The sequence below is a fragment of the Shewanella intestini genome, from assembly GCF_018221465.1.
Lineage (GTDB): Bacteria > Pseudomonadota > Gammaproteobacteria > Enterobacterales > Shewanellaceae > Shewanella > Shewanella intestini.
In genome coordinates, this window is sequence record NZ_JAAIKR010000022.1 from 16,130 (window position 1) to 35,813 (window position 19,684).

At 41.7% G+C, this 19,684-nt stretch carries 15 protein-coding genes; 3 read left to right on the forward strand and 12 right to left on the reverse strand.

What is annotated here, in order from left to right; all coding sequences use genetic code 11:
• From G3R48_RS16330 to G3R48_RS16340, 3 genes are all read right to left on the reverse strand, one after another.
• Positions 1-444 carry a pilus assembly protein PilX gene (locus G3R48_RS16330; RefSeq protein ID WP_153666196.1) on the reverse strand — a complete coding sequence of 148 codons (444 nt, stop codon included), beginning with the start codon at positions 442-444 and terminating at the stop codon, positions 1-3.
• A 745-nt stretch (positions 445-1,189) separates the two neighbouring features.
• Positions 1,190-4,720, reverse strand: coding sequence for a pilus assembly protein (locus G3R48_RS16335; protein ID WP_153666195.1), 3,531 nt, complete (start codon positions 4,718-4,720; stop codon positions 1,190-1,192).
• Positions 4,721-4,722: 2 nt separating this feature from the next.
• Entirely contained in the window at positions 4,723-5,166 is a 444-nt protein-coding gene (locus G3R48_RS16340; RefSeq protein WP_153666194.1) for a pilus assembly PilX family protein, read from the reverse strand.
• Positions 5,167-5,585: 419 nt separating this feature from the next.
• On the opposite strand from G3R48_RS16340, the gene G3R48_RS16345 reads away from it, so the two are divergent.
• Positions 5,586-6,137, forward strand: coding sequence for a TlpA disulfide reductase family protein (locus G3R48_RS16345; protein WP_228497517.1), 552 nt, complete (start codon positions 5,586-5,588; stop codon positions 6,135-6,137).
• 285 nt (positions 6,138-6,422) lie between these two features.
• A complete protein-coding gene (gene rsgA / locus G3R48_RS16350) occupies positions 6,423-7,466 on the forward strand; it encodes a ribosome small subunit-dependent GTPase A (protein ID WP_153666193.1) in 1,044 nt (347 codons plus the stop codon).
• Between the two features lie 202 nt (positions 7,467-7,668).
• On the opposite strand, the gene envZ is transcribed toward rsgA, so the two are convergent.
• The 3 genes from envZ to G3R48_RS16365 all read right to left on the reverse strand — a co-directional run bounded on the left by envZ (position 7,669) and on the right by G3R48_RS16365 (position 10,819).
• The gene (gene envZ / locus G3R48_RS16355) at positions 7,669-9,003 is read right to left on the reverse strand and encodes a two-component system sensor histidine kinase EnvZ (protein ID WP_153666192.1); all 1,335 of its coding nucleotides are present in this window, start codon (positions 9,001-9,003) and stop codon (positions 7,669-7,671) included.
• A gap of 12 nt (positions 9,004-9,015) precedes the next feature.
• The gene (ompR, locus tag G3R48_RS16360; RefSeq protein WP_153666191.1) at positions 9,016-9,738 is read right to left on the reverse strand and encodes an osmolarity response regulator transcription factor OmpR; all 723 of its coding nucleotides are present in this window, start codon (positions 9,736-9,738) and stop codon (positions 9,016-9,018) included.
• Positions 9,739-10,027: 289 nt separating this feature from the next.
• The gene (locus G3R48_RS16365) at positions 10,028-10,819 is read right to left on the reverse strand and encodes a hypothetical protein (RefSeq protein WP_153666190.1); all 792 of its coding nucleotides are present in this window, start codon (positions 10,817-10,819) and stop codon (positions 10,028-10,030) included.
• A 357-nt stretch (positions 10,820-11,176) separates the two neighbouring features.
• On the opposite strand from G3R48_RS16365, the gene greB reads away from it, so the two are divergent.
• Complete coding sequence (greB, locus tag G3R48_RS16370) at positions 11,177-11,659, forward strand: transcription elongation factor GreB (RefSeq protein ID WP_153666189.1); 483 nt, start codon at positions 11,177-11,179, stop codon at positions 11,657-11,659.
• Positions 11,660-11,731: 72 nt separating this feature from the next.
• Here greB and G3R48_RS16375 read toward each other — a convergent pair whose 3' ends face one another.
• The 6 genes from G3R48_RS16375 to G3R48_RS16400 all read right to left on the reverse strand — a co-directional run.
• Positions 11,732-12,361 (reverse strand): TorD/DmsD family molecular chaperone, encoded by a 630-nt coding sequence (locus G3R48_RS16375; protein WP_153666188.1) that lies wholly within the window; start codon positions 12,359-12,361, stop codon positions 11,732-11,734.
• A 318-nt stretch (positions 12,362-12,679) separates the two neighbouring features.
• Entirely contained in the window at positions 12,680-13,126 is a 447-nt protein-coding gene (locus tag G3R48_RS16380) for a hypothetical protein (RefSeq protein ID WP_153666187.1), read from the reverse strand.
• A gap of 171 nt (positions 13,127-13,297) precedes the next feature.
• Positions 13,298-13,834 (reverse strand): 4Fe-4S dicluster domain-containing protein, encoded by a 537-nt coding sequence (locus G3R48_RS16385; RefSeq protein WP_153666219.1) that lies wholly within the window; start codon positions 13,832-13,834, stop codon positions 13,298-13,300.
• A gap of 29 nt (positions 13,835-13,863) precedes the next feature.
• Complete coding sequence (locus G3R48_RS16390) at positions 13,864-16,158, reverse strand: molybdopterin-containing oxidoreductase family protein (RefSeq protein ID WP_153666186.1); 2,295 nt, start codon at positions 16,156-16,158, stop codon at positions 13,864-13,866.
• A gap of 669 nt (positions 16,159-16,827) precedes the next feature.
• Complete coding sequence (locus tag G3R48_RS16395) at positions 16,828-18,024, reverse strand: multiheme c-type cytochrome (RefSeq protein ID WP_153666185.1); 1,197 nt, start codon at positions 18,022-18,024, stop codon at positions 16,828-16,830.
• A gap of 160 nt (positions 18,025-18,184) precedes the next feature.
• Positions 18,185-19,684: MtrB/PioB family decaheme-associated outer membrane protein (locus G3R48_RS16400; RefSeq protein WP_212593405.1), on the reverse strand; the 1,500-nt coding region annotated here is incomplete at its 5' end.

The window sequence follows — 19,684 nt, forward strand, 5'->3', positions numbered from 1 at the left end:
CTAACTTCCTGTAAAGACTTCTTGCTCCACACCAGTATCAATAACTAATTTGCCATGACCACCGCGCCCATACTTGGCGGCACTTTCGATTTCTGAGCGTCTACAACTTATTGTATTTACTGCAAAAGCTTGGCTAGTACGTTGACAGCTAACGTCGTTTTTGGTTAATGGTTTAATGGTTGAACTAACATGGAGTTTGGGATTATTAATGGTAATTGGGGCGTCAATATTTGCCATGGTGGCCCCTTGAGTATCATGAAGAGCTTGTTCTTGAGCGCCAACGGCCATTTCTCTGGCGGCAACTTGTTCAGAGCCTGCTCCAGCCATTCTGATTGACTGATTTGCGTTGACAGCAAGTGCGACACCGATAATGGTTAAGAGTAGTAAAATGATGAGTGAGAAAAAGAGAACAATACCTTGTTGCTTCTTGAAAGAGTGCTTCATATTAGTATCCTATCTCGTTAAATTAAACATCAGCAACTCTGTTGCCCTAGAAAGGTTCTCGACAAAACGTCAGTCATTGAGTTGAGGTTTTGTGGAGGTGGAACTATTTTAACCAAGAAATTAAAAACATGAATATGACAATGACTTAATGGGTACTTATTTATTATCCCTAGACAGGAATTTACCCATTTCGTAACAGTTTGGATACAAAGTGTATGGTAAATCGTTGCATTGTTGTTTGAATAACGCTGTTTTTTTAACGTGTTGGCAGTGTATTAAAGCCGCCGTTTGAGACTGACTTTGTGCAATTAGCCGCCACGTGATGTATTAATGCCATCGCTCAATTTTGAGACTGACTAGAGTCAATTATAGCTCAAGATTAAATTTGGTGCTGGCTGGTGGTGTATTGGGACACCGAATGAGATTGATGGAAAAAGATGGTTAACCAAGTGCTGCGCTTGGGCTAATGAAATAGTGTCACGCCGATATAAACTCTGATAGAAATTGTCTTACTGTTATTTGACGTTATCGCTTGATTGTTAACATAATTTATTGGCAATCAAGCGACGCACTTCGGCTTGAATAATCAGCCGTTTTTCATGACACCTCGTCATGCTTAGATGACGTTAGTGCGGTGGTCAATAGCGTCATTTAGGCTCTGATTGAGGTGTGAGTGTCATTGCCATCTTAACTCTCGTTCCTGTTTTAGTTTGGCGCTCTGTGGCGTTTACATCTACTGATATAGTTAATTCGGGTGGTGAAAGTAAATTCGATTCATCTGCAGGCCGCCGCCAATACAGCGCTCATCTCCATCAGCACAGCCATCATCAAAGTCGCCGTCTTTTTCAAGCTTGTCACCAGCTATTCCAATACCAATGATGTACATATTGTCGCCATTTTTGGGTACCACAATCGTGGGGCTATTAGGTATTCCTTCGCCCGTTTCATATGACAGCTCTTTATAAGATCGCGTGCCCCGATGTAAATCAAACCCATACAGAAGGCCAACGCCGGTAGTAAAACATTGCTCAGCATCGGTTAAGTCACCTGGAACGTAGGAAGTAAAAAATACTCTGCCTTTGGCAATGAGTGCCGATGATAGGCTTTTTTCGCCGACTTTAGGTAAGTCGAAATACCAACCGCGTTTAGTCGCAAACAGTATTTCATCATTTTGGCTTGTCGGTGGGGCGCTAGTGACGTTGTATAAGTCGTCCATTTCTAAGGTCTTAGGTACGGCATGTAGACTGCCATTAAAAGAGCGGGTCACGACATTACGGTCTTGCACAACAAAGAATTTATCTTGGCGAATTTTATCCAAAGGATGAGGACGATGACCGCTGCCAACGACGACGGCATCGTAAGGTACGTTGTGATAGCTATAGTAAGTTTGGTTGTTGTCGGTAATGCTGTGCAAATTAGAGATCATGGTTTGCGCTATTTCGGGCGCATTAAAAAAGCGGCGGTCGTTAAATTGACTTTGCCCGCCTAAGCTTGCGAGCTTGTAACCTGTCCATGGGGCGTCTTTGCCATTGGGTTGGGCGCTAGGTAAATCCATTCTCCATATATTAGCACCGGTATCTGTGGCGTAAATGCGGTCTGTTAACCCATCACTGTCGCTGTCTAATATGGCCACTTTATTTGGGATGCTGTCGGTTATTCCTGTTAATGGCGTTTTGCCTGTACCGCTATCGCGTCCAAAATGATGTACTAATTCCCCAGTGTCTGCGTCAATGATATACACCCCTTTTCCCAAGGTATCATCAATGCCAATCGCTCCGCTGTCTTTGGTCGCAGGAGAGTAACCTGCGCCGACAATCATCACCGGTTTGGCGTTATCTATTGAGGTGTTATTGGCTGGATATCCCGGGATATAGGTGATAACCGGTTCAGACCATGTTTGGCCCATTTCGCTATAGTGAGGGCTTGCTGCTGAAATGCGCCACTTAAAGACAGGCACATCAGGATTGGTGATATCGAGCGCGTAATAGGCGTTGCCACCTCGGCGCATACCAAAGAATAACCACGCTCTTTCAACCGCACCTGTTGCGCTGCGCTTGATGTGCGCCACTGGTGAGCTGTCGATGCCATAAACTGAATGCACGCCGCTTTGTTGGTTGTCGGTTAGCTCTTTAACATTGGCGAGTAATGATTGAGGCATAAACGCCCATGACTCAGCTACGCTGCTTCCTCGGTCGGTAAACATGTGCATAAAGCCATGGTTGGTGCCCACAAATATTTTTATATTGGGATTGGCTTGAGTGCCATAATTGATCACTAGCGGCGATGAATGCAGCGGGTCGCCCATGATGTCTTGGCGCAACTCGTTTGTGACATTATTGTCGTTGTCGTCATTAACGTCATAACCTTGTATCCAGCTAAAGAGATCGTTGAGTTGGTCGGTATTCGCCCCCATTAATTGCGCCAGCTGTTCTTCGCCTCCTAAAGCATACTGGGCATTATTTTTGGTTAAAGTTTGTAAGCCGCCATTGACGCCTAAATTACTGAGCAAGTGTCTGGCTTGGTTACTTTGTAAATGCTGTGCTACGCCGCCAAGTTGAACATTACTACCATCCCCCCCGCCTGTCATTGAGGTGCAGTTTGTTGTCCATAAACTACAAGCTGAGGCTTTTAATAAACCACTTTCATCAATGGCGGCACGGCCACTGGCATCAAGTAGTTCGCCATTATCACTGACGGTTAACTTTTTAATATTCCCAGACCAACGCGGCCCTTTTGATGGCAAGAACATTGATTGATAAGCCGAATCGTCAGTATCCATTCTTCCTGACGATACTGCAGGAGAGCTGAATGTGGCTGGTTTGTTGTTTACTTCGGCAAAGACTTTTTGCAGGGCTTTTTGTAATGCATCTGCGCTGTTAGCGTGAAAGTAAGAACCGCCACCATTATTGGCCGTTTCTTGTAATAGTGCAGCGGCATTGTCAGCACCGCTACTAAAGCCAATGGTATAAGTGGTGACGTTTTGGGTGTTATCTACATTGGGATTAACATCATTTTCATACATCCATTTGGCTAATGTCGGTAAACCTTTAGCGTTGCTGACATCATGGCCAACTAACTGTTCTATTAAGCTATTAGAATAATTATCCCGAGTAGGCTCACCGTCGGTAATGTACACAATCGATGCGTTTGACTGACATATTTTACCAACAAAAGGGGAGATATAACGACCATTAGACTCGGCATCCATATCGCGTAATGGGTTAATATCACCCGTGTCGGCTTCATAGCCATTGGGACGAGGTAGTGATTTAGGTTCAACGGGGTTATTGCCAAAATGCACTTCTCCACCGCTAAAGTATCGATACGCTTCAAACAAGGTGTCGCACAATGGCGTGTAATTACGATACACCCCATGTAAATTTTGTACTTTGTCTAACAATGATTTTTTATTGGTGTCAGTAAACGGTTGAATAGCGTGAATGATCCGCCCACCATTGTTTTTTACTTGATCATCTTTATTGAAAATAGCCAACCCAAAGTCGACGCCTGGGGTGTGCATTATCGTGTCTTCAATCACTCGTCTTGCGACGTCCATCCGAGTGTAATCAATGGTTTTCTTATTAGAGTGATACCACTGCACATATTTTTTTGTGTACAAGGTAACGGCATTGCCTAAACCAAAGTCAGTGTTTTTGGCTTTAGAAATGGCATCGTCAATGTCGCTTTGTTTTGAGCCTGGGCTGAGATAAGGGCTGTCATAACCGTCGACGGGAAAACCATCAGGGTACTGGAGGTCTTGTTGTTGCCCGCGTGCATTGCCTTGGTCTTGTTCAGAGATATCTTCAAAGCAGTCAATGGTATCAATCGCTTGGCCGTCGTTAATTGGCATTTCGACCCAATCACGTTTGTCATGGTCGTAATGGCGTATATAGCCGGTAAACATGCCATAACGTGTTAAATAGTCGGCAGATTGGGCACAACCGTTATAACGATGTTCAATGGTTTGTGAGCTGTTGATGTCGGGCACCACTTCAATGTCATTACTGTAATACAGCACACTGGAGTCGTTTAAGCTTTCGCTATCTTGTGAGTACAGCTCATCAGATTCAAATACCACTTTGCGAAAATTATTATTACCGATAGTACCGACGTATTCCATACTGCCTGAAGTATCAAAAATAATAAGCACTTGTGGACGCTCATTGGTTCTAATGCTCGACTCGGTAACGTATAGCTCAGTGTCATCAGCCATATTGAATGCACTATAGCCCACGCTAAAAAAGCCAATTGTGCTCATTAAAAGGCGTTTTATCATGATTAACTTCCTGTAAATACTTCCTGTTCAACACCTGATACCACCGTTAAGCGGCCATAGTCGCTGCGGCCAAATGTAATGGTGCTTTCCACTTCTGCGCGCCGACAGCTGACGCTGGCGGCTGAGTAAGCTTTACTGCTGCGTTGGCAGTTAACGTCGTTATTGGTCATTGGTGTGATGGTCGAGCTGACATTTAACGCCGAATTATTAATGTGAATGGGCGCGACAATATTGGCCATGACATCACCTTGGGTGTCATTTAGCACTTGGTGCTGTGCGCCAATGGCGGTAGATTTTGCACTCACACGTTCTGCACCTGCGCCAGCCATACGTAATGATTGAGTGGCATTCACCGCCAAAGCCACACCAATAATGGTCATAAGAATTAAAGTAATAAGCGAGAAAAACAATACTATGCCTTGTTGTTTTTTTACTGACAGCGTCATACGGATATCCTATTAAGTGAATGGCCAGACTTGTCATTAAATGCTGCTAAATGACGGCTTAAAAATATTGTGCTTGTGTCGAGATGATTTTTAATCATTCTAAACAACAAAAAACAAACAGGAACACTATCACTTCACAATCAGCGCTTATTTGTGTGACAAATTGTAAAATTATGATTTTTAATGGTTTTACTGATACATTTGGTCACGTTTGTGTCATTTGTTGTTGCAGTTTTTAGTTAGGGCACTCAGGCGAAAGGTATTGCACCGCAGCAGGCATTTTTTATCGTAAATTAGGTCGGTAACGCATTGTTTATCTGAGGTAAGATTATTACAGTACCTTAGTTTGATAAACGAGTAGGCTAACCGTTAATGGTTAGCGTATTGACATATTTGACTGGGCAGTAAAGGAAAGCGTAATGACGTGTGCGGATAAAACTACTGGCTTTTGTTTATACAAAGCTTATTTGCGTACCTTGAAAAAGGGAGCAACTGCAGCGGTGCTGATGTTAAGTTTAGCTCTGGCTTATATCACACCGGCAGCGGCGGAAAATGGCCCTTCGCTTGACTACACATGGGACTATGCTGGTGGGCAGCAGAGTTTAAGCGACTTTAAAGGCAAAGTGGTCTATGTTGATTTTTGGTCATCGTGGTGTGGTCCGTGTCAAAAAGCATTTCCGTGGATGCAAAAAATGCAACTTAAATATCAACATCAAGACTTCACCGTTGTCGCCATTAACCTGGATGTTGAAACTGAACTTGCCGATGCCTTCTTACAGAAAATCCCTGTGACATTTCCTATTCGTTATGACCCTGAAAGCGACATTGCCCGAGCCTTTAAATTACAAGGTATGCCCAGTAGTTTTATCTTTAATCGTCAAGGTGAGCTGGTGGCGCAACATGTGGGGTTTAACGTAAAACACCTAGCGCAATATGAAGCGCAAATACAATACTGGCTAGAAAAACCATAAACCCTATTAAGGTTACCTGTGTGGTTTAGCCGCACGATGTCGCCTTGATCGCATTGTGGGCGACTTGCGCTCGTACTTTATTTTTTCTGCTGTTACAGTTCGTATTCTTACCACCGATTTAGAGGATTGAAGATGATTGTAATGATGCTAACCGGTGTTGCTGGAGCGCAAAACGCTTAATACTGCAATACCCGGTTTATTACCGGGGCACTTCATTTGCCCCATGCTTTATTTTTTTATGCGTATGCTTTAGCAATCTGCTAGCAACGTAGGGGTAGATCTACAATGTCAAAAACATATTCTCTCACCGAGCTCGGCTGGCGTCCTTTTTTTCAACAACAATTAACACTTGCAGAGTGGGAATCTGGCACTTTAGCGCGGGTGGTCACTCAACATCGTAATCAACTACATTTGTTGTCTGACTCGGGTGAATTAATCCTGTCAATTAATGCCAATATGCCCAATATATGTGTCGGTGATTGGCTGCTTATTGATTCTCAACATCGATTTGTACGCTTGCTTGAACGTTTTACTGAATTTGGCCGCAAAGCGTCAGGTTCAAAATTGGATCTGCAATTAATTGCGGCTAATCTCGACACCGTGTTTATTGTCATGTCGTTGAACCAAGACTTTAAATTAAGCCGATTAGAGCGCTACTTAACCTTGGTGAATGAAACGGGGGCGCAGGCAGTGGTGGTACTCACTAAAGCTGATTTATGTGATGATCCGTTGAGCTTACAAGCTGAGGTACAGCAGCTGGACCCACTATTAAACGTGGTGAGCATTAATGCACTCGATAACGACTGTGTTTCGCAGCTTCAATGCTGGTGTCAGGTAGGTAAAACATTAGCGGTAATGGGCTCGTCTGGTGTGGGTAAGTCAACGCTATTAAACACGTTGCAAAATCAACCGTTACTCAATACCGGTGGTATTCGTGAAGATGACAGCAAAGGACGACATACTACCACCGCCAGATCATTACATGTGATGGATAACGGCGGTTTATTGATGGATACCCCTGGTATGCGGGAGTTGCAACTTACTGATGTAGAATCTGGATTGTCAGCGACGTTTGCCGATATTGAAGCGTTAGCACAATGCTGCCGCTTTGGGGATTGTTCGCATCATGGTGAGCCGGGCTGTGCCATTGAACAGGCTCTCAATCGTGGTGAGCTTGATCATCGCCGTTTTAATAATTATTTAAAACTGGGACGTGAACAAGCGTTAAATACCGCTTCATTGGCGCAAAGGCGCGCCCAAGATAAAACCATGAGTAAAATGTATCGTTCGGTGCAAGGCGAAAGCCGCCGACGGAAAAAAGGCTTATAAATTAGCGATAAAAAAACACGCGCCAATATGGTGCGTGTTTTTTATTGGCCGTTAGGGTTCGTTTATCGCGTATCGTTATAAACGTCACTGGAAACGATTGGGGCTTATAAGCGCGCAGTTTGCGCGGGTGACACACTGCCAGTGCATCCTTTCGTCCTAGGTATGCGCTAGGCATTAATATTTATTATGCTTAGATACCCAGTTATGCAGCACGAGCGCGCTTTGGGAGCAACACTTTGGCTTGTAAACCACCATTTTCACGATTGGTTAGAAAGACTTTGCCATGATGTCGGTCGACAATCCGTTTGATAATGGCCAAGCCTAAACCTGAGCCAATGCTACCTCGGGCTTTGTCACCTTGGGTAAAGGGTAAAAATAACTGTTCAACCATCGATTCTTCAATGCCTTCGCCATCGTCTTCAACCGTAAATCCCACATAATTATGGCTTTGAAATGAGCTGATTTTTGCCCAGCCGTTACCATAGCGATACGCATTTTCAATTAAGTTACTTAATACACGTTTTATCCCGACGCAGTGCATCTCAATCTCAGGAATAGCTTGTAAATCAAGCTCTATTTGAATTGTGCGATGGGCTTCTTGTTGGGCTATCTCTTGAATAAGGCGATTAATCTGATCAGGAGTTTTGTTGTGTTCTTGGTCGTTACGAATATAAGCAATGAACTGATTGATGATGTCGTCCATATCTTCAATGTCAGCCACAATGCCGTCTTTTAAATAACTCTCTTGTTCACCCATCATTTCAGTGGCTAAACGGATCCGCGTTAACGGGGTGCGCAGGTCGTGAGAAATGCCCGCCATTAATAATGAACGGTCTTGTTCAAGCTGCTGCATGCTTTGTGACATTTGGTTGAAGGCATGGGTTACTTCAACGATTTCTGTAGAGCCATTTAGCGGCATTGGCTTAGGGAAGTTACCTAATGACACTGTCATAGCGGCTTTTTGTAAGCGCTTTAAGGGCCGATTTTGTTTACCCGCAAATAGCCAGCCGCCAGCCACACTCAATGCGCCAATGACTAACAAATACAGGGTAAGTGGTGAAAGGTCTGACTCGTTCATGCCCGTTAACGGCACTTTTATCCATACCGACGGTGCTTGTGGCGGTTTAATCCACACATTGAGTTTTTCGCCTTGGGAGAAACGAACTTCGGCTGGGCCACGAAGGTACACCGACATTTGGTCAGATAAAAAACCATAGTAAGTGGCGTCATCTACTCCGTTCGCTTGTGCCTGTTGTTGATTGTAGATGGTCATCTCATCGTCGCGCACTTTGGCATTAAGGGCGTCAACCATAGTCAAATTTTCACGATCAATTTCAACACCATCTATAAATAAGAGGTTGATTTGACGGGCAATAAGTTGGTTTATTTGCTCATAGGAAGGTTTGATGAAATAGACTGCAACCGACCAATAAGACACTAATTGATTGATCAGTAACAGGCTGCCGATGAGTAACACGGTTTGGCTAAATGCACTGCGGGGTAAAAACCGCTGCCACCATTTTAGTTTTAATTTCATTGGCGAAGGTGATTATCTTGCTGAGCCGTCTGGCACAAAGACGTAGCCTAATCCCCATACGGTTTGAATATAACGTGGGTTGGCGGCATCGACTTCAATTAAGCGGCGTAAGCGTGACACTTGTACGTCAATTGAGCGTTCAAGCGCAGAGTAGTCTCTACCTCGGGCAAGGTTCATTAATTTATCACGCGATAATGGTTCACGAGGATGTGATACCAACACTTTTAATACAGCAAATTCACCACTGGTAAGGGAGATATTTTCTTCACCATTGAACATTTCACGGGTGGCTAAATTAAGTGAAAATTGGCCAAATTGAACGGTTTCTTCTTGTTGTGCTGGCGCGCCTGGTGCTTCTAATATTTGGCGACGCATAACCGCTTTAATGCGGGCCAGTAATTCACGTGGGTTAAACGGTTTTGGTAAATAGTCATCAGCGCCTAACTCAAGGCCAATAATGCGATCTACTTCATCACCTTTAGCGGTGAGCATGACAATTGGGATTAGGTTTTCTTGTTGGCGTAAACGCTTACAAATCGATAGACCATCTTCACCAGGAAGCATTAAATCGAGTACCAATAAGTGAAAATTCTCTCTTTCAAGTAAACGATCCATTTGTTCAGCATTGGCTGCGCTGCGCACTTGATACCCTTGCTCAACAAGATAGCGTTCGAGTAAAGAACGCAGACGCATATCGTCGTCAACTACGAGAATTTTTGATGTTTCTTGGCCCATGATTTTTCCTTTTAATATCAGGATGTCATGCCAATATAACGGCTTTTTATATTCCCTAGTAGCGGTAAATGAGCTCAAAAGACATATTTAATGAATAAAGCGAATTTTCTTGAACTAAGTAACTAAAAATTAGCGTAAATATGGCTAGGTTTTTGTAAAGAGAAATTGTAACAAAACTCGTTTTACTTTTTCTGCCATCCAATAAAAGCGTCGCATTGGCACATTGTTGTTGTTTTTTCTGTCACTTGGCTGGTGGCTGTTGTTGTTTTATGACCTCTATTGCTTGGGGTTATTGGGGACGACGAGCATTACTATTGAATCGAGCATGATTACGGGCAAAATTAACCGTTATGATAAGGCGTTGTTGGCGTGGATGAGCAAACGAAACCGCGATGTCATCATCGCCGCGAACAGGCCAAGGCTGCTCAATAACATCAGCGAGATACCAAACCGGTATATCTGGCGCAACCGTGTCATCGCTGCGGGTATGTGTGGTTAACGGGGGAGCGCTTTCATGATGATATACAAAAGTGAATTGACGCTTCATTTGATAACGAAAGCGGGGCGCGCTAAAAGCTGGCCATAGCAGTAATGTATGTTGATTTAGCTGATACGAGCCAAGCTCAACATGGGCATAGTCAATATGATTCAGTGGCCAAGGGGGCTGTTGGCAGGTCAATTGAACACGACAATGCCAAGTGATAAGCCAGTAGGTGTTATCCCTATTTATTGACAATAATTGCTGTTTGCGGGAAAAGGTGCGTGTCCATGTGCCTAACATTGAGCGTTGTCGAACTGTGTTTTTTAGTGCAGGGACGCTGCGCGTTAAATTGCGCCGCGCAGTGCTTGCTTGCCTCGCACTTAGAAGCGTGGTGTTTTGTTGCTCTGCACGAGAAAGGGGCGCGCTTTGTTGTATCATTACCAGCTGATGCGAATGCGCCTTAATCGGCCCATCAAATGATTGAAATTCAATCATGGATAAAGCGGGCTCAATACGCTGATTGCTTGCTTGCGCATTGGCGCTGAGTAACATCAGTAGTAAGTTGGCGCAGTGGACGCCACAATGGTTAATGCAGCGCATATCATCCTTGTTATTTGCCAGATTAATAACTTATGAGTATAGGGTGATTTGTCATTGACGTTATTCTTTTGCACGTATTCAAGCAAATACATGCGCGATGGCATTGCCATTTTGTTGCCAGTGCGAACGATATTAGTGAAGGTGAACTGGTCTTTATTGGTTGTGGTTAGCGTTAAATTTAGCTTTAAATCAACGCTGAGCCATTGGTTGAACGGGTTATCTTTAGCGGTGTGGAATCTGTTGTTTAGCTGCCGGTTTTTTACATCGGGTGAGTGAGTTTTTTGGGGCTAATATTGCAGTGACTATCTGTGTTATATTGCCAAATATGTGTCATTGTTTAAGTGAAATGCATCTTCCATGAGAACGGCTATTGTGACCCGTGAAGGGTTTACTAAACTAAAAAAAGAATTAGATTTTTTATGGCGTGAAGAACGTCCTGAAATTACTAAAAAAGTCGCTTGGGCGGCCAGTCTTGGTGATCGCAGTGAAAATGCGGACTATCAATATAATAAAAAACGGTTACGAGAAATCGACCGCAGAGTGCGTTATTTACGCAAAAGCATTGAAAACACTAAAGTTGTCGATTATGCGCCTGAACAAGAAGGCCGTGTGTTTTTTGGCGCGTGGGTGGAAATTGAAAATGATGATGGCGAGCAGTTACAGTTTCGGGTTGTGGGTTATGATGAAATTTTTGGTCGTAAAAATTACATTTCTATCGACTCACCGATGGCGCGTGCACTACTGAAAAAGCAGGTGGATGATGAAGCGTTAGTCGTGACACCTGAAGGTGAAAAAATCTGGTATATCAATAAAATTTGGTATCTTGAAACCTCGTCATAATGAGCGTGATTAAATAAAAAAAGAGCGATTATCGCTCTTTTTTAGTCTTTGGCGTGCAGACAACGAATATGGTTACTTATATAAACGAATGCTGATAACAGGCTGTGATAAGCGCGACTCTAAGTGATCAAATAGCAATGTAGTGAGTGTTGCGACGTGATTGTAGTAGTCGCTGGTGGAAAATATTGATACACATTCTAAAAAACGTCGAGCCCACGGCAGTAAGTGCACTGCTAATAATTCTTCAGCGGCTTTTCCGTTCGCAATATTTTGTTCAAGGCAAACGGATAAGGCTGGCAACATTAATCCGAAATGGTCTAATGGTTCTGTTTGTGCTGATGAAAACGTTAACTGTTGTTGCTTGCAAAATTCAACGTAAGCACGGGTTGTTTCACCATGTAAGCGATTCACTTTACTCGTATAAACCGACCCCCAAGGGTAGGCTTTTTTAGCTTTTGGAGAGATAAATAATTGTAAGAAATCATTGTCGATGTCTTCAATACTATTAATACTTAATTGATGCTTTAATTTCGCCAACACCTTTAAATGACTGTCATCTTTAGTTGAATTAGGCCATTGTGGCCAATATTCAAATACACCCGATTCAATTAATTTTTGTACTTGTGCCATGGTTGGACGGTTATAAAATATTTCAGCTAGCACATTGAGTGCGGCAACTATTTCTTCATTCTTTTTAATCATATTTTTTCAGCTTAACTAGTCACAATGGCAATGATTGCATTTACATTGTTTGATGCGATTAAATTGAGGGAACGGCAATGTCATCATTAGCGCCGCCTCAAAAGTGTGTGAACTCAATACCATCTTGTTTATTTGCTTGTTATTATCTAATTCAAGCCATTGTATTTTAATAATTATTTAGTTTGTATCCCATTTTTTATGTCTCAGCAAGCCGGTCTCCAGTGAGGTTAACATTATGTGGGGCTACTACGTGTTAACTTAACCATTTTCATTGGGAGTTAAGGGCACGGTAGCAGTTTCTGCGAAAGTAAACTCGGTTTAACTGACCATTTTTAACCATTGTTGGCGCTGTTTTTTGATGACTTTATCCCACTGTTTTGCCAATGTAAGAACCAGTTGTGAATAATGCTGCATCTCAGGGGATTGGCTGTTATCTGCTTCATGCTGTGCTAAACGCCGAGCGAAAGCGATGAGTAAATATTCGCATTGAGATAAATGGTTATTCTCAAAGTATTGATGAATTAACGCTGAAAAACTCTCATAGGCACAATTGATCAATAAAGCGCGTTCAATGGGGGTGTTGTCCACGTGATGAATATGACCATTTTTCAAGCTCAAAATAACAATAAGGTTGGCTATTTTTACCGTTTTTTCAGGGGCAATATGTGCTGTTTGATACTCAGGGCATTGTTTGAGAGCGGCTTCTATTTTTGGTGATATTTCCATGGCATGGAAACGTTGCGTCACATTGTGTAATACCGACATTGTCATCACCTTGGTTGTTTATCTCGCTTAAATGAGGGGAGGTAAGTGGCCATTTTTATCATCGACTCATCATGGTTTACTGATTAACTGAAAAAGGGGCATCATACGGGGGATGTGCTTAAAAACGATGAGAAAAATCCATTTAACTCATCGCTGTGAACACATTAATGACTAACGTTTATTAATAAAGATGGTACTTGGGTTGGTGCTTTCGCTTTTAAAGCCAACACCACTGTGACTACCCAGCCCTTCAGCTTCTGACATGTCTTTAATTTCAAGTACTTGTACTGGACAACCTCTAACACAAAATGGTTGTTCACCTTCATCTAAACGGTCTTTACACATATCGCACTTAGTTGATTTACCGATGTTTTTGTCAATCTGTGGCACATGGTAAGGGCATGAACGAACACATGTTCCGCAACCAATACATTTTTCTTGATCCACAAACACGATGCCGTCTTTTTCACGTTTTGTCATTGCTTTTACAGGACAGTTTTTAACGCAAATAGGGTCTACGCAGTGGTTACAAGCGGTACTTAAAAACGTTTCCACATTTTGGCCGCGAGCATTGGCTGTTTCGATAGCTGTAACGTGTCTAAATTTCATATCTTCATCAAGATCATGCCCTACTTGGCAAGCTACAGTACAAGCTTCACATCCAACGCAATTTTCTTGTCGATAAACAAAGGCTAATTGTTTTTTCATTGATTGTTATCCTATCTAAATTTGTTTACTTAAAGCGCTTTAATATCAACACGAGTCGACATAAACGTTGAGTTGCTGTTCATATCAGACAATTCGTTGTTGGTGAGCATGTTTACTGCCGTTGAGCTGCCGTTTTCATTGAGTTTGCGCCATGCATTTTTCCAAACAAATACTGACCCCGGCGCGCTCATTTCACTGATGATAACGTCATATTGGATACTGACTTTTTCGTTGTTATATCGTGTGGCAGTCATTTCGACTTTGTCGCCATCTTGTACGCCAAGTTTGCTGCTATCTGCGGGGTTGATATACACACTGTGGGATGGATAAGTGCCTTCGATATATTTAACGTTCGCCCATTGAGAGTTATTTTTCTTAGGGTGCGCTGGGCTGAGTAAGCGGAATGCGCGACCTTTTTCAGCATCTGTCATCCCTTTATGGTCAACATCATCCGTTTCTGGCGTGCCAGTATCAATAACTGGGTTAAATAGTGTTGAGTCAAAGTGTTTATTACTGACATCTTTAAATTCAATTTTGCCACTAGGTGTATTGAATTTTAAACTGCTTAAAAATGGGTATTCCACTTTGGGTTGGTCATAGTGTTTTTTGACTAACTCATCGTATGAAATATTGCCTTTCCATGCTTTTTTCATGATGTCATTAATTGATTCACTAAACTCAGGGTCGCTAAAGCCCATTGCACGGCCTAAGCCTTGGAAAATTTCAATATCAGGCTTAGAGTCATGTAGATATTCAATTGCTTTGCTGCTGTGATTACAGAAGTAGCCATGATAACTATCTGCAATATTTTCTTGTTCAATAAAGCTAGAGGTAGGGAGTAAGTAGTCAACGTAATCCATGGTATCTGTTTGGAACAAATCAATGCCGACTAAGAAAATATCGTCACGTTCCAAGCCTTTTCTGACTAGTTCAGTATTGGGGGCAATGACCATTGGGTTACTTTGGTAAATGATGACGGCATTAATTGGCTCGCTCGGTTTACCTTTTGATAGTGGTCCTTTGGTTTTGCCATCGGGATGAACATAGTCAATCGGTAATAAGTTTTTACCTAACTCATTCATACTCACCGTGTCGCGTACCGCGTCTTTCGGTGTGAGGTTGCCCGCGCCAATGTATCCCCAATCCATTAAACCGCCAGCTTGAGTATTTAGATAAACAACACCTGCCCCTTTTTTACCAATGTTGCCGGTAATGGCTGCTAAAGTAGGAATGGCCCGTACCATACGGCCACCATTTAAGTTACGTTGCATGCCATAGCCAATACGCATTATTGAGCATTCTGCATTTGCATAAAGTTGGGCAAATTCTTGGTAATCGGTTTTCTTTACATCGGTTGCTTTTTCAATTTGCTCATGAGTAAACTCGGCTAAACGCGCAAGGTAAGCGTCGTAATCTTGGGTGTTTTGTTTAATGAAGTCTTTATCTTCTAGACCTTGTTCGATAATGCATTTAGCAATACCAATCACTAATGTGGCATCGGTTCCTGGGCGAGGGCGTAACCACACGTCAGCTTGAGAGGCTAATGGTGTCCGTGCTGGGTTAACGACTAATATTTTTGCACCATTATCACGCGCTTTATTGATTATTTTTAATTGGTGAATATTGGTTGCTTGCTCATTCGTTCCCCATGAGACAAAGCATTTAGTATTGGCATAATCTTCTGGGCTGGGGCCATCGAATGTGCCTAATACTGAGCTCATTCCGGCGTAACCTGCGCTGGCACAAATATTACGTTCGAGTAAACGAGAACCAATTTTGTTGAAGAAACGGTTTGCACCAATACCCGCGCCGACACCGTTATAGCCTGAGTATGAATATTGTAATACGCCGTTACCGCCATTTTTACTTTTTGCAATGGCCTCTTTTAAACCCGCTGCAATCGCTTTGTTTGCTTCATCCCAAGTAATAGGTTCAAATTTAGCGCCAGGGCCTTTAGGGCCAACACGTTTCATTGGGGTTTTTATGCGATCTGGGCTATATACCGACTGTAAATAGGCGTGGCCTTTTACACACGGGGTGCCCGCTGTAATAGGGTGGGTGTCTAAACCTGTAATTGACGTTGCAACATCATTTTCGACTGTCACCATGAGGCTGCAACGGTCACCACAGTTACGAGGGCATGTGGTGTGGAAGACTGTTTTATCGACTTTTTCTTTAACGGGGGGGGTTATCGTTGTCGGTTCAACGATGGGTTTTTCTGCTAATTTGATTGGGTCATTATCATCATTAGAACAGCCAACTACACTGGCACTAACAGCAAATGCCGTTGAACCTTTTAGGAAGTTACGTCTATTTATTCCCATTTCAGTCTCCGTTTATCAATACGATTAGATTATTTTTATTCTAGATAATATTAGTCCCGGCTTTTAATTTAAAATGCGATCTCATAACGTATTTATTATTAATATTTATTGTTTTGGTTATTATTTGTAACCTCTCACATTAATTAATATTAGTTAATGCTGTTTATTTGTAGGGTGATGTTTGTCACTTAAAAAATATTATTCAAGCAAATGTTAGTATTATTTGTTTTCAAGGTTAATGATTGGTTTTGAATATAAAATATTTAAATTCAACTTTGTTGGTTGATAATTGTTTTACCATATTTTTTGGCATTTTATATGCTAGCGAATATGGTTGATTTAAGTTTTTGTAGTCAGGTTTGATATGGTTTTCTTTATTTTTATATTGTTTAATGTTTTGGTTTTTGTTGGTTTAAATTGATGGTGATGTTATTTCTTTCGTGTGGATGATAATGGTTTGTATCTGATTTGGGGTTAGAACGGTTTCTGTTTCTGCTATTGGATTGCTGTTTATCTATTTTATATTGCTGCTTGTTATTTTTGGCGGGCGTTTGTTTTTAAGTATTATATAAAAACAGCTCCTAAATAGGAGCTGTTATAAATATATTGTATGTTGGCTGTCACGGTATTAGCTGTAAACTAACCATAATGACTTGCAACTACATATCGTTACTTAGGTTGATGTGGAATAGCAGGCGCCCAAGTTGATGTTGGAGTGTGACAGCTTGTACAAGCTTCTCTTTTTATTTTGCCAGTAGCTTGATCAATATGGTTAGTTTCGAAACCAGTATATTGACTATTTAGTTTGTTGCTATGACAGCTCGTACAAACCTCATTATTAGCCGTTTTGTGCCATAAGTTGACGTCAGAGTCTGCATTTGTTTTATCTGCAGTATGACAACTTTGACAGTTGGTAGCGAACGAGATGTGATTGGCGTGAACTAAATCAGCAACATACATTGAGCTGACTAAGTTAGTGTCTTTATCAGCCTTATACACCCCTTTTGAATAAGCGGTGTGACAGAAACTACACGCTTGAGAACTTAAGTGTTTACCGCTGTGACGGTGATTGCCTTGATGGCATGAGTTACATTTAGCGGCTGGGTTTTCCACGACTGTTTTAGGGTTAGCAGCTTCTTTACCAGTACTTGGTGTCCAGTAATAGAACGAGTTAGCAATAACAGTGGCATCTTTGTCATTTTTAGGTGACAAGCTTAAGTAAATACCAGTGACTTTGTTCTCATCATATTTGAATTTAAATGGTGCGGTGGTAATTGGGTGATCTTTTAATGTCACGTGGTAAGTACCGTCACCATTATCAATTAAACATGATTCGTCAGCACATGATTCACCTTTAAATTTATTGTAACCGCCAGAGACGTTTGCATTATATTTATCAGCGCCATTAAAATAGCTTAGCCAAATTTTAGTGTCTTGTGTGGCACCCATAGAAGGAACATCATTGGTGCTGCCAATACGTCCTAAAGCAATGCCGCCAATATCTGCCGTTTTTAAACCTGTAACGTGTTGGCCATTTTCATCTGCAACATCAATATCAAAACTTAAGATTAAGTTTTCATCAATAATTGGGTTAGAAATTTTTGCCGTTATTTCAGTTGCAGTAATTGCTAAGTCAGTTTTCGTTTCAGCAACTTTTGTTTCGTCAGTTTTCGTTTCAGTAACTTTCGTTTCGTCAGTTTTTGTTTCAGTTGCTTTTACTACTTCATTAATAACATGAGTGCTTGATGCTGTAGTCGACGTTGAAGTAGGTACTTTAATTTCATTTTTGTCATTGTTACAACCGGCTAATGCAAATGTCCCTATACTTGCCAGAACCAATGTACGTAATATAAATTTTTTGTTCATGTTCATCTCCAATTCTTACAATCATTAATATTGAAAGAATGTCTTGAAAAATACATATTGATCCGATAATAAATAATAAATTAAGTATTAGCGGGTCAATATACGTTTATATCTCACTGTAGTGAGACAAAATACATTAATAAAATGGAGTTAACCGTTATTAACGTAATTTGTAATTAAACGACACCATTACTTGGTGAGCGTTGTAGTTATGATTGATATCACCAAGCGTTGTCATACCCGCAATATCATTAATTCCCACTTGGGCGCTATCGGTATCAACATAACGTTCATAGCGATAAGTCAACTTAACGGCCATTTGAGGGCTAATAGTGTAATTGGCATATGCACTGGCATTGTGAGTATCTGAATAGTAATCACCTGCTGTTTGCGGGGTATAACTGATCACATCGACATCACTATTTGAATGACTAAATAGGTAATCAAGACCAAGGGTTAGTTTATCTTGCATTAAGCCTGAGTAACTCACACCCGCACCGGCATTAATGAACTGATCTTCCGTATGGGTTTTCCAATCCATGGTGGTGAAACTTTGACTGCCACCTTGGTTTGAATAAATCCATTGTTGGCCACCAGAGACATAACCGTTGATGTGTTTACTTAAATCAAGGTTGATGTTCATGTTATAAGCGTATTCAATTGAATCTTTTAAACCAATTTGAGTATGGCTGTAATCATCTTTAGCGTAACGGGTGCTCAGATCCATATTTACCCAAGAGGCAGGAGCCTGACCTAAGGTGAATTCAACGGCATTACGGCTGCGATCAGCAAGATAGTACTTACGTAAAAGTGGATTATTGCCTGGCAACGTATATTGATAAGCTTGATATTTTGAACCGCTGCGATTGGCGTGTTGTAATTTTACTTTGGCGTTAAAGCTGTCAAATGCATTGACGTTTAACTTCATCCATACGCTGTCATCATGGGTTTTTTCACGATCACTATTGCTGCGTTCTACTTCTTTACGGTCAACACCGGCCAGTAAACGGTAACCACTGGCAATGTGGTAGCTACTGTTTATTTTGTAGGTGGTTTTAGTGATGTCTTGAGGCAGTCTTTGATTTAACGCACCGGTGAAATTATTGACGCGATAACGTAAAAATTGTGCTGTAGGACTTTGATTATCGCGATTGCTGTAGTTAATACTACCACCAAGTCGTAAGCGATTAGTCAGCATCGATGTCATTGCAAAATGACTATCAAATGTTTCTATATCACCATCCCAACTTTGTATTGGCACTCCCGATACATTAACAAAATCAATATTTTGTTCCATACGGCCAGCAACCACACGACCACTCATTATGGTGCGATCAAATTGATATTGGCCTGACAATGCCACTTGCTGTGCTTGATTATCTGGCGTTGTGACGAGTGCATTGTCACTGTAGCTATTGAAACTAATATTGTTGATATTGTTTTCATAGTAACTGCCAAGGTAGCTTAATTGCGTTGTCCAATTATCCCCTGACAAATTAACACCGGCGTTGACTTGTTGAGTACGTGAGTCAATTGGCAAACCGAAGTTCATTAGATTTGAGGCGACAAGGCTGCTTGATTGCGTGCCAGTTTTATCTTCTTGGCTGTATTTAACAAACGCACCGTAGATATCGTGGTTGTATTCAAAACCAAAGCCGAC

What these genes read in the sequence shown, in the direction of transcription:
- G3R48_RS16395 (WP_153666185.1), bottom strand. Translation starts at nt 18,024, where the DNA reads ATGAACAAAAAATTTATATTACGTACATTGGTTCTGGCAAGTATAGGG.
- envZ (WP_153666192.1), bottom strand. Translation starts at nt 9,003, where the DNA reads ATGAAATTAAAACTAAAATGGTGGCAGCGGTTTTTACCCCGCAGTGCA.
- G3R48_RS16330 (WP_153666196.1), bottom strand. Translation starts at nt 444, where the DNA reads ATGAAGCACTCTTTCAAGAAGCAACAAGGTATTGTTCTCTTTTTCTCA.
- G3R48_RS16365 (WP_153666190.1), bottom strand. Translation starts at nt 10,819, where the DNA reads ATGCGCTGCATTAACCATTGTGGCGTCCACTGCGCCAACTTACTACTG.
- G3R48_RS16375 (WP_153666188.1), bottom strand. Translation starts at nt 12,361, where the DNA reads ATGATTAAAAAGAATGAAGAAATAGTTGCCGCACTCAATGTGCTAGCT.
- G3R48_RS16380 (WP_153666187.1), bottom strand. Translation starts at nt 13,126, where the DNA reads ATGTCGGTATTACACAATGTGACGCAACGTTTCCATGCCATGGAAATA.
- G3R48_RS16340 (WP_153666194.1), bottom strand. Translation starts at nt 5,166, where the DNA reads ATGACGCTGTCAGTAAAAAAACAACAAGGCATAGTATTGTTTTTCTCG.
- G3R48_RS16345 (WP_228497517.1), top strand. Translation starts at nt 5,586, where the DNA reads ATGACGTGTGCGGATAAAACTACTGGCTTTTGTTTATACAAAGCTTAT.
- rsgA (WP_153666193.1), top strand. Translation starts at nt 6,423, where the DNA reads ATGTCAAAAACATATTCTCTCACCGAGCTCGGCTGGCGTCCTTTTTTT.
- G3R48_RS16335 (WP_153666195.1), bottom strand. Translation starts at nt 4,720, where the DNA reads ATGATAAAACGCCTTTTAATGAGCACAATTGGCTTTTTTAGCGTGGGC.
- ompR (WP_153666191.1), bottom strand. Translation starts at nt 9,738, where the DNA reads ATGGGCCAAGAAACATCAAAAATTCTCGTAGTTGACGACGATATGCGT.
- G3R48_RS16390 (WP_153666186.1), bottom strand. Translation starts at nt 16,158, where the DNA reads ATGGGAATAAATAGACGTAACTTCCTAAAAGGTTCAACGGCATTTGCT.
- greB (WP_153666189.1), top strand. Translation starts at nt 11,177, where the DNA reads ATGAGAACGGCTATTGTGACCCGTGAAGGGTTTACTAAACTAAAAAAA.
- G3R48_RS16385 (WP_153666219.1), bottom strand. Translation starts at nt 13,834, where the DNA reads ATGAAAAAACAATTAGCCTTTGTTTATCGACAAGAAAATTGCGTTGGA.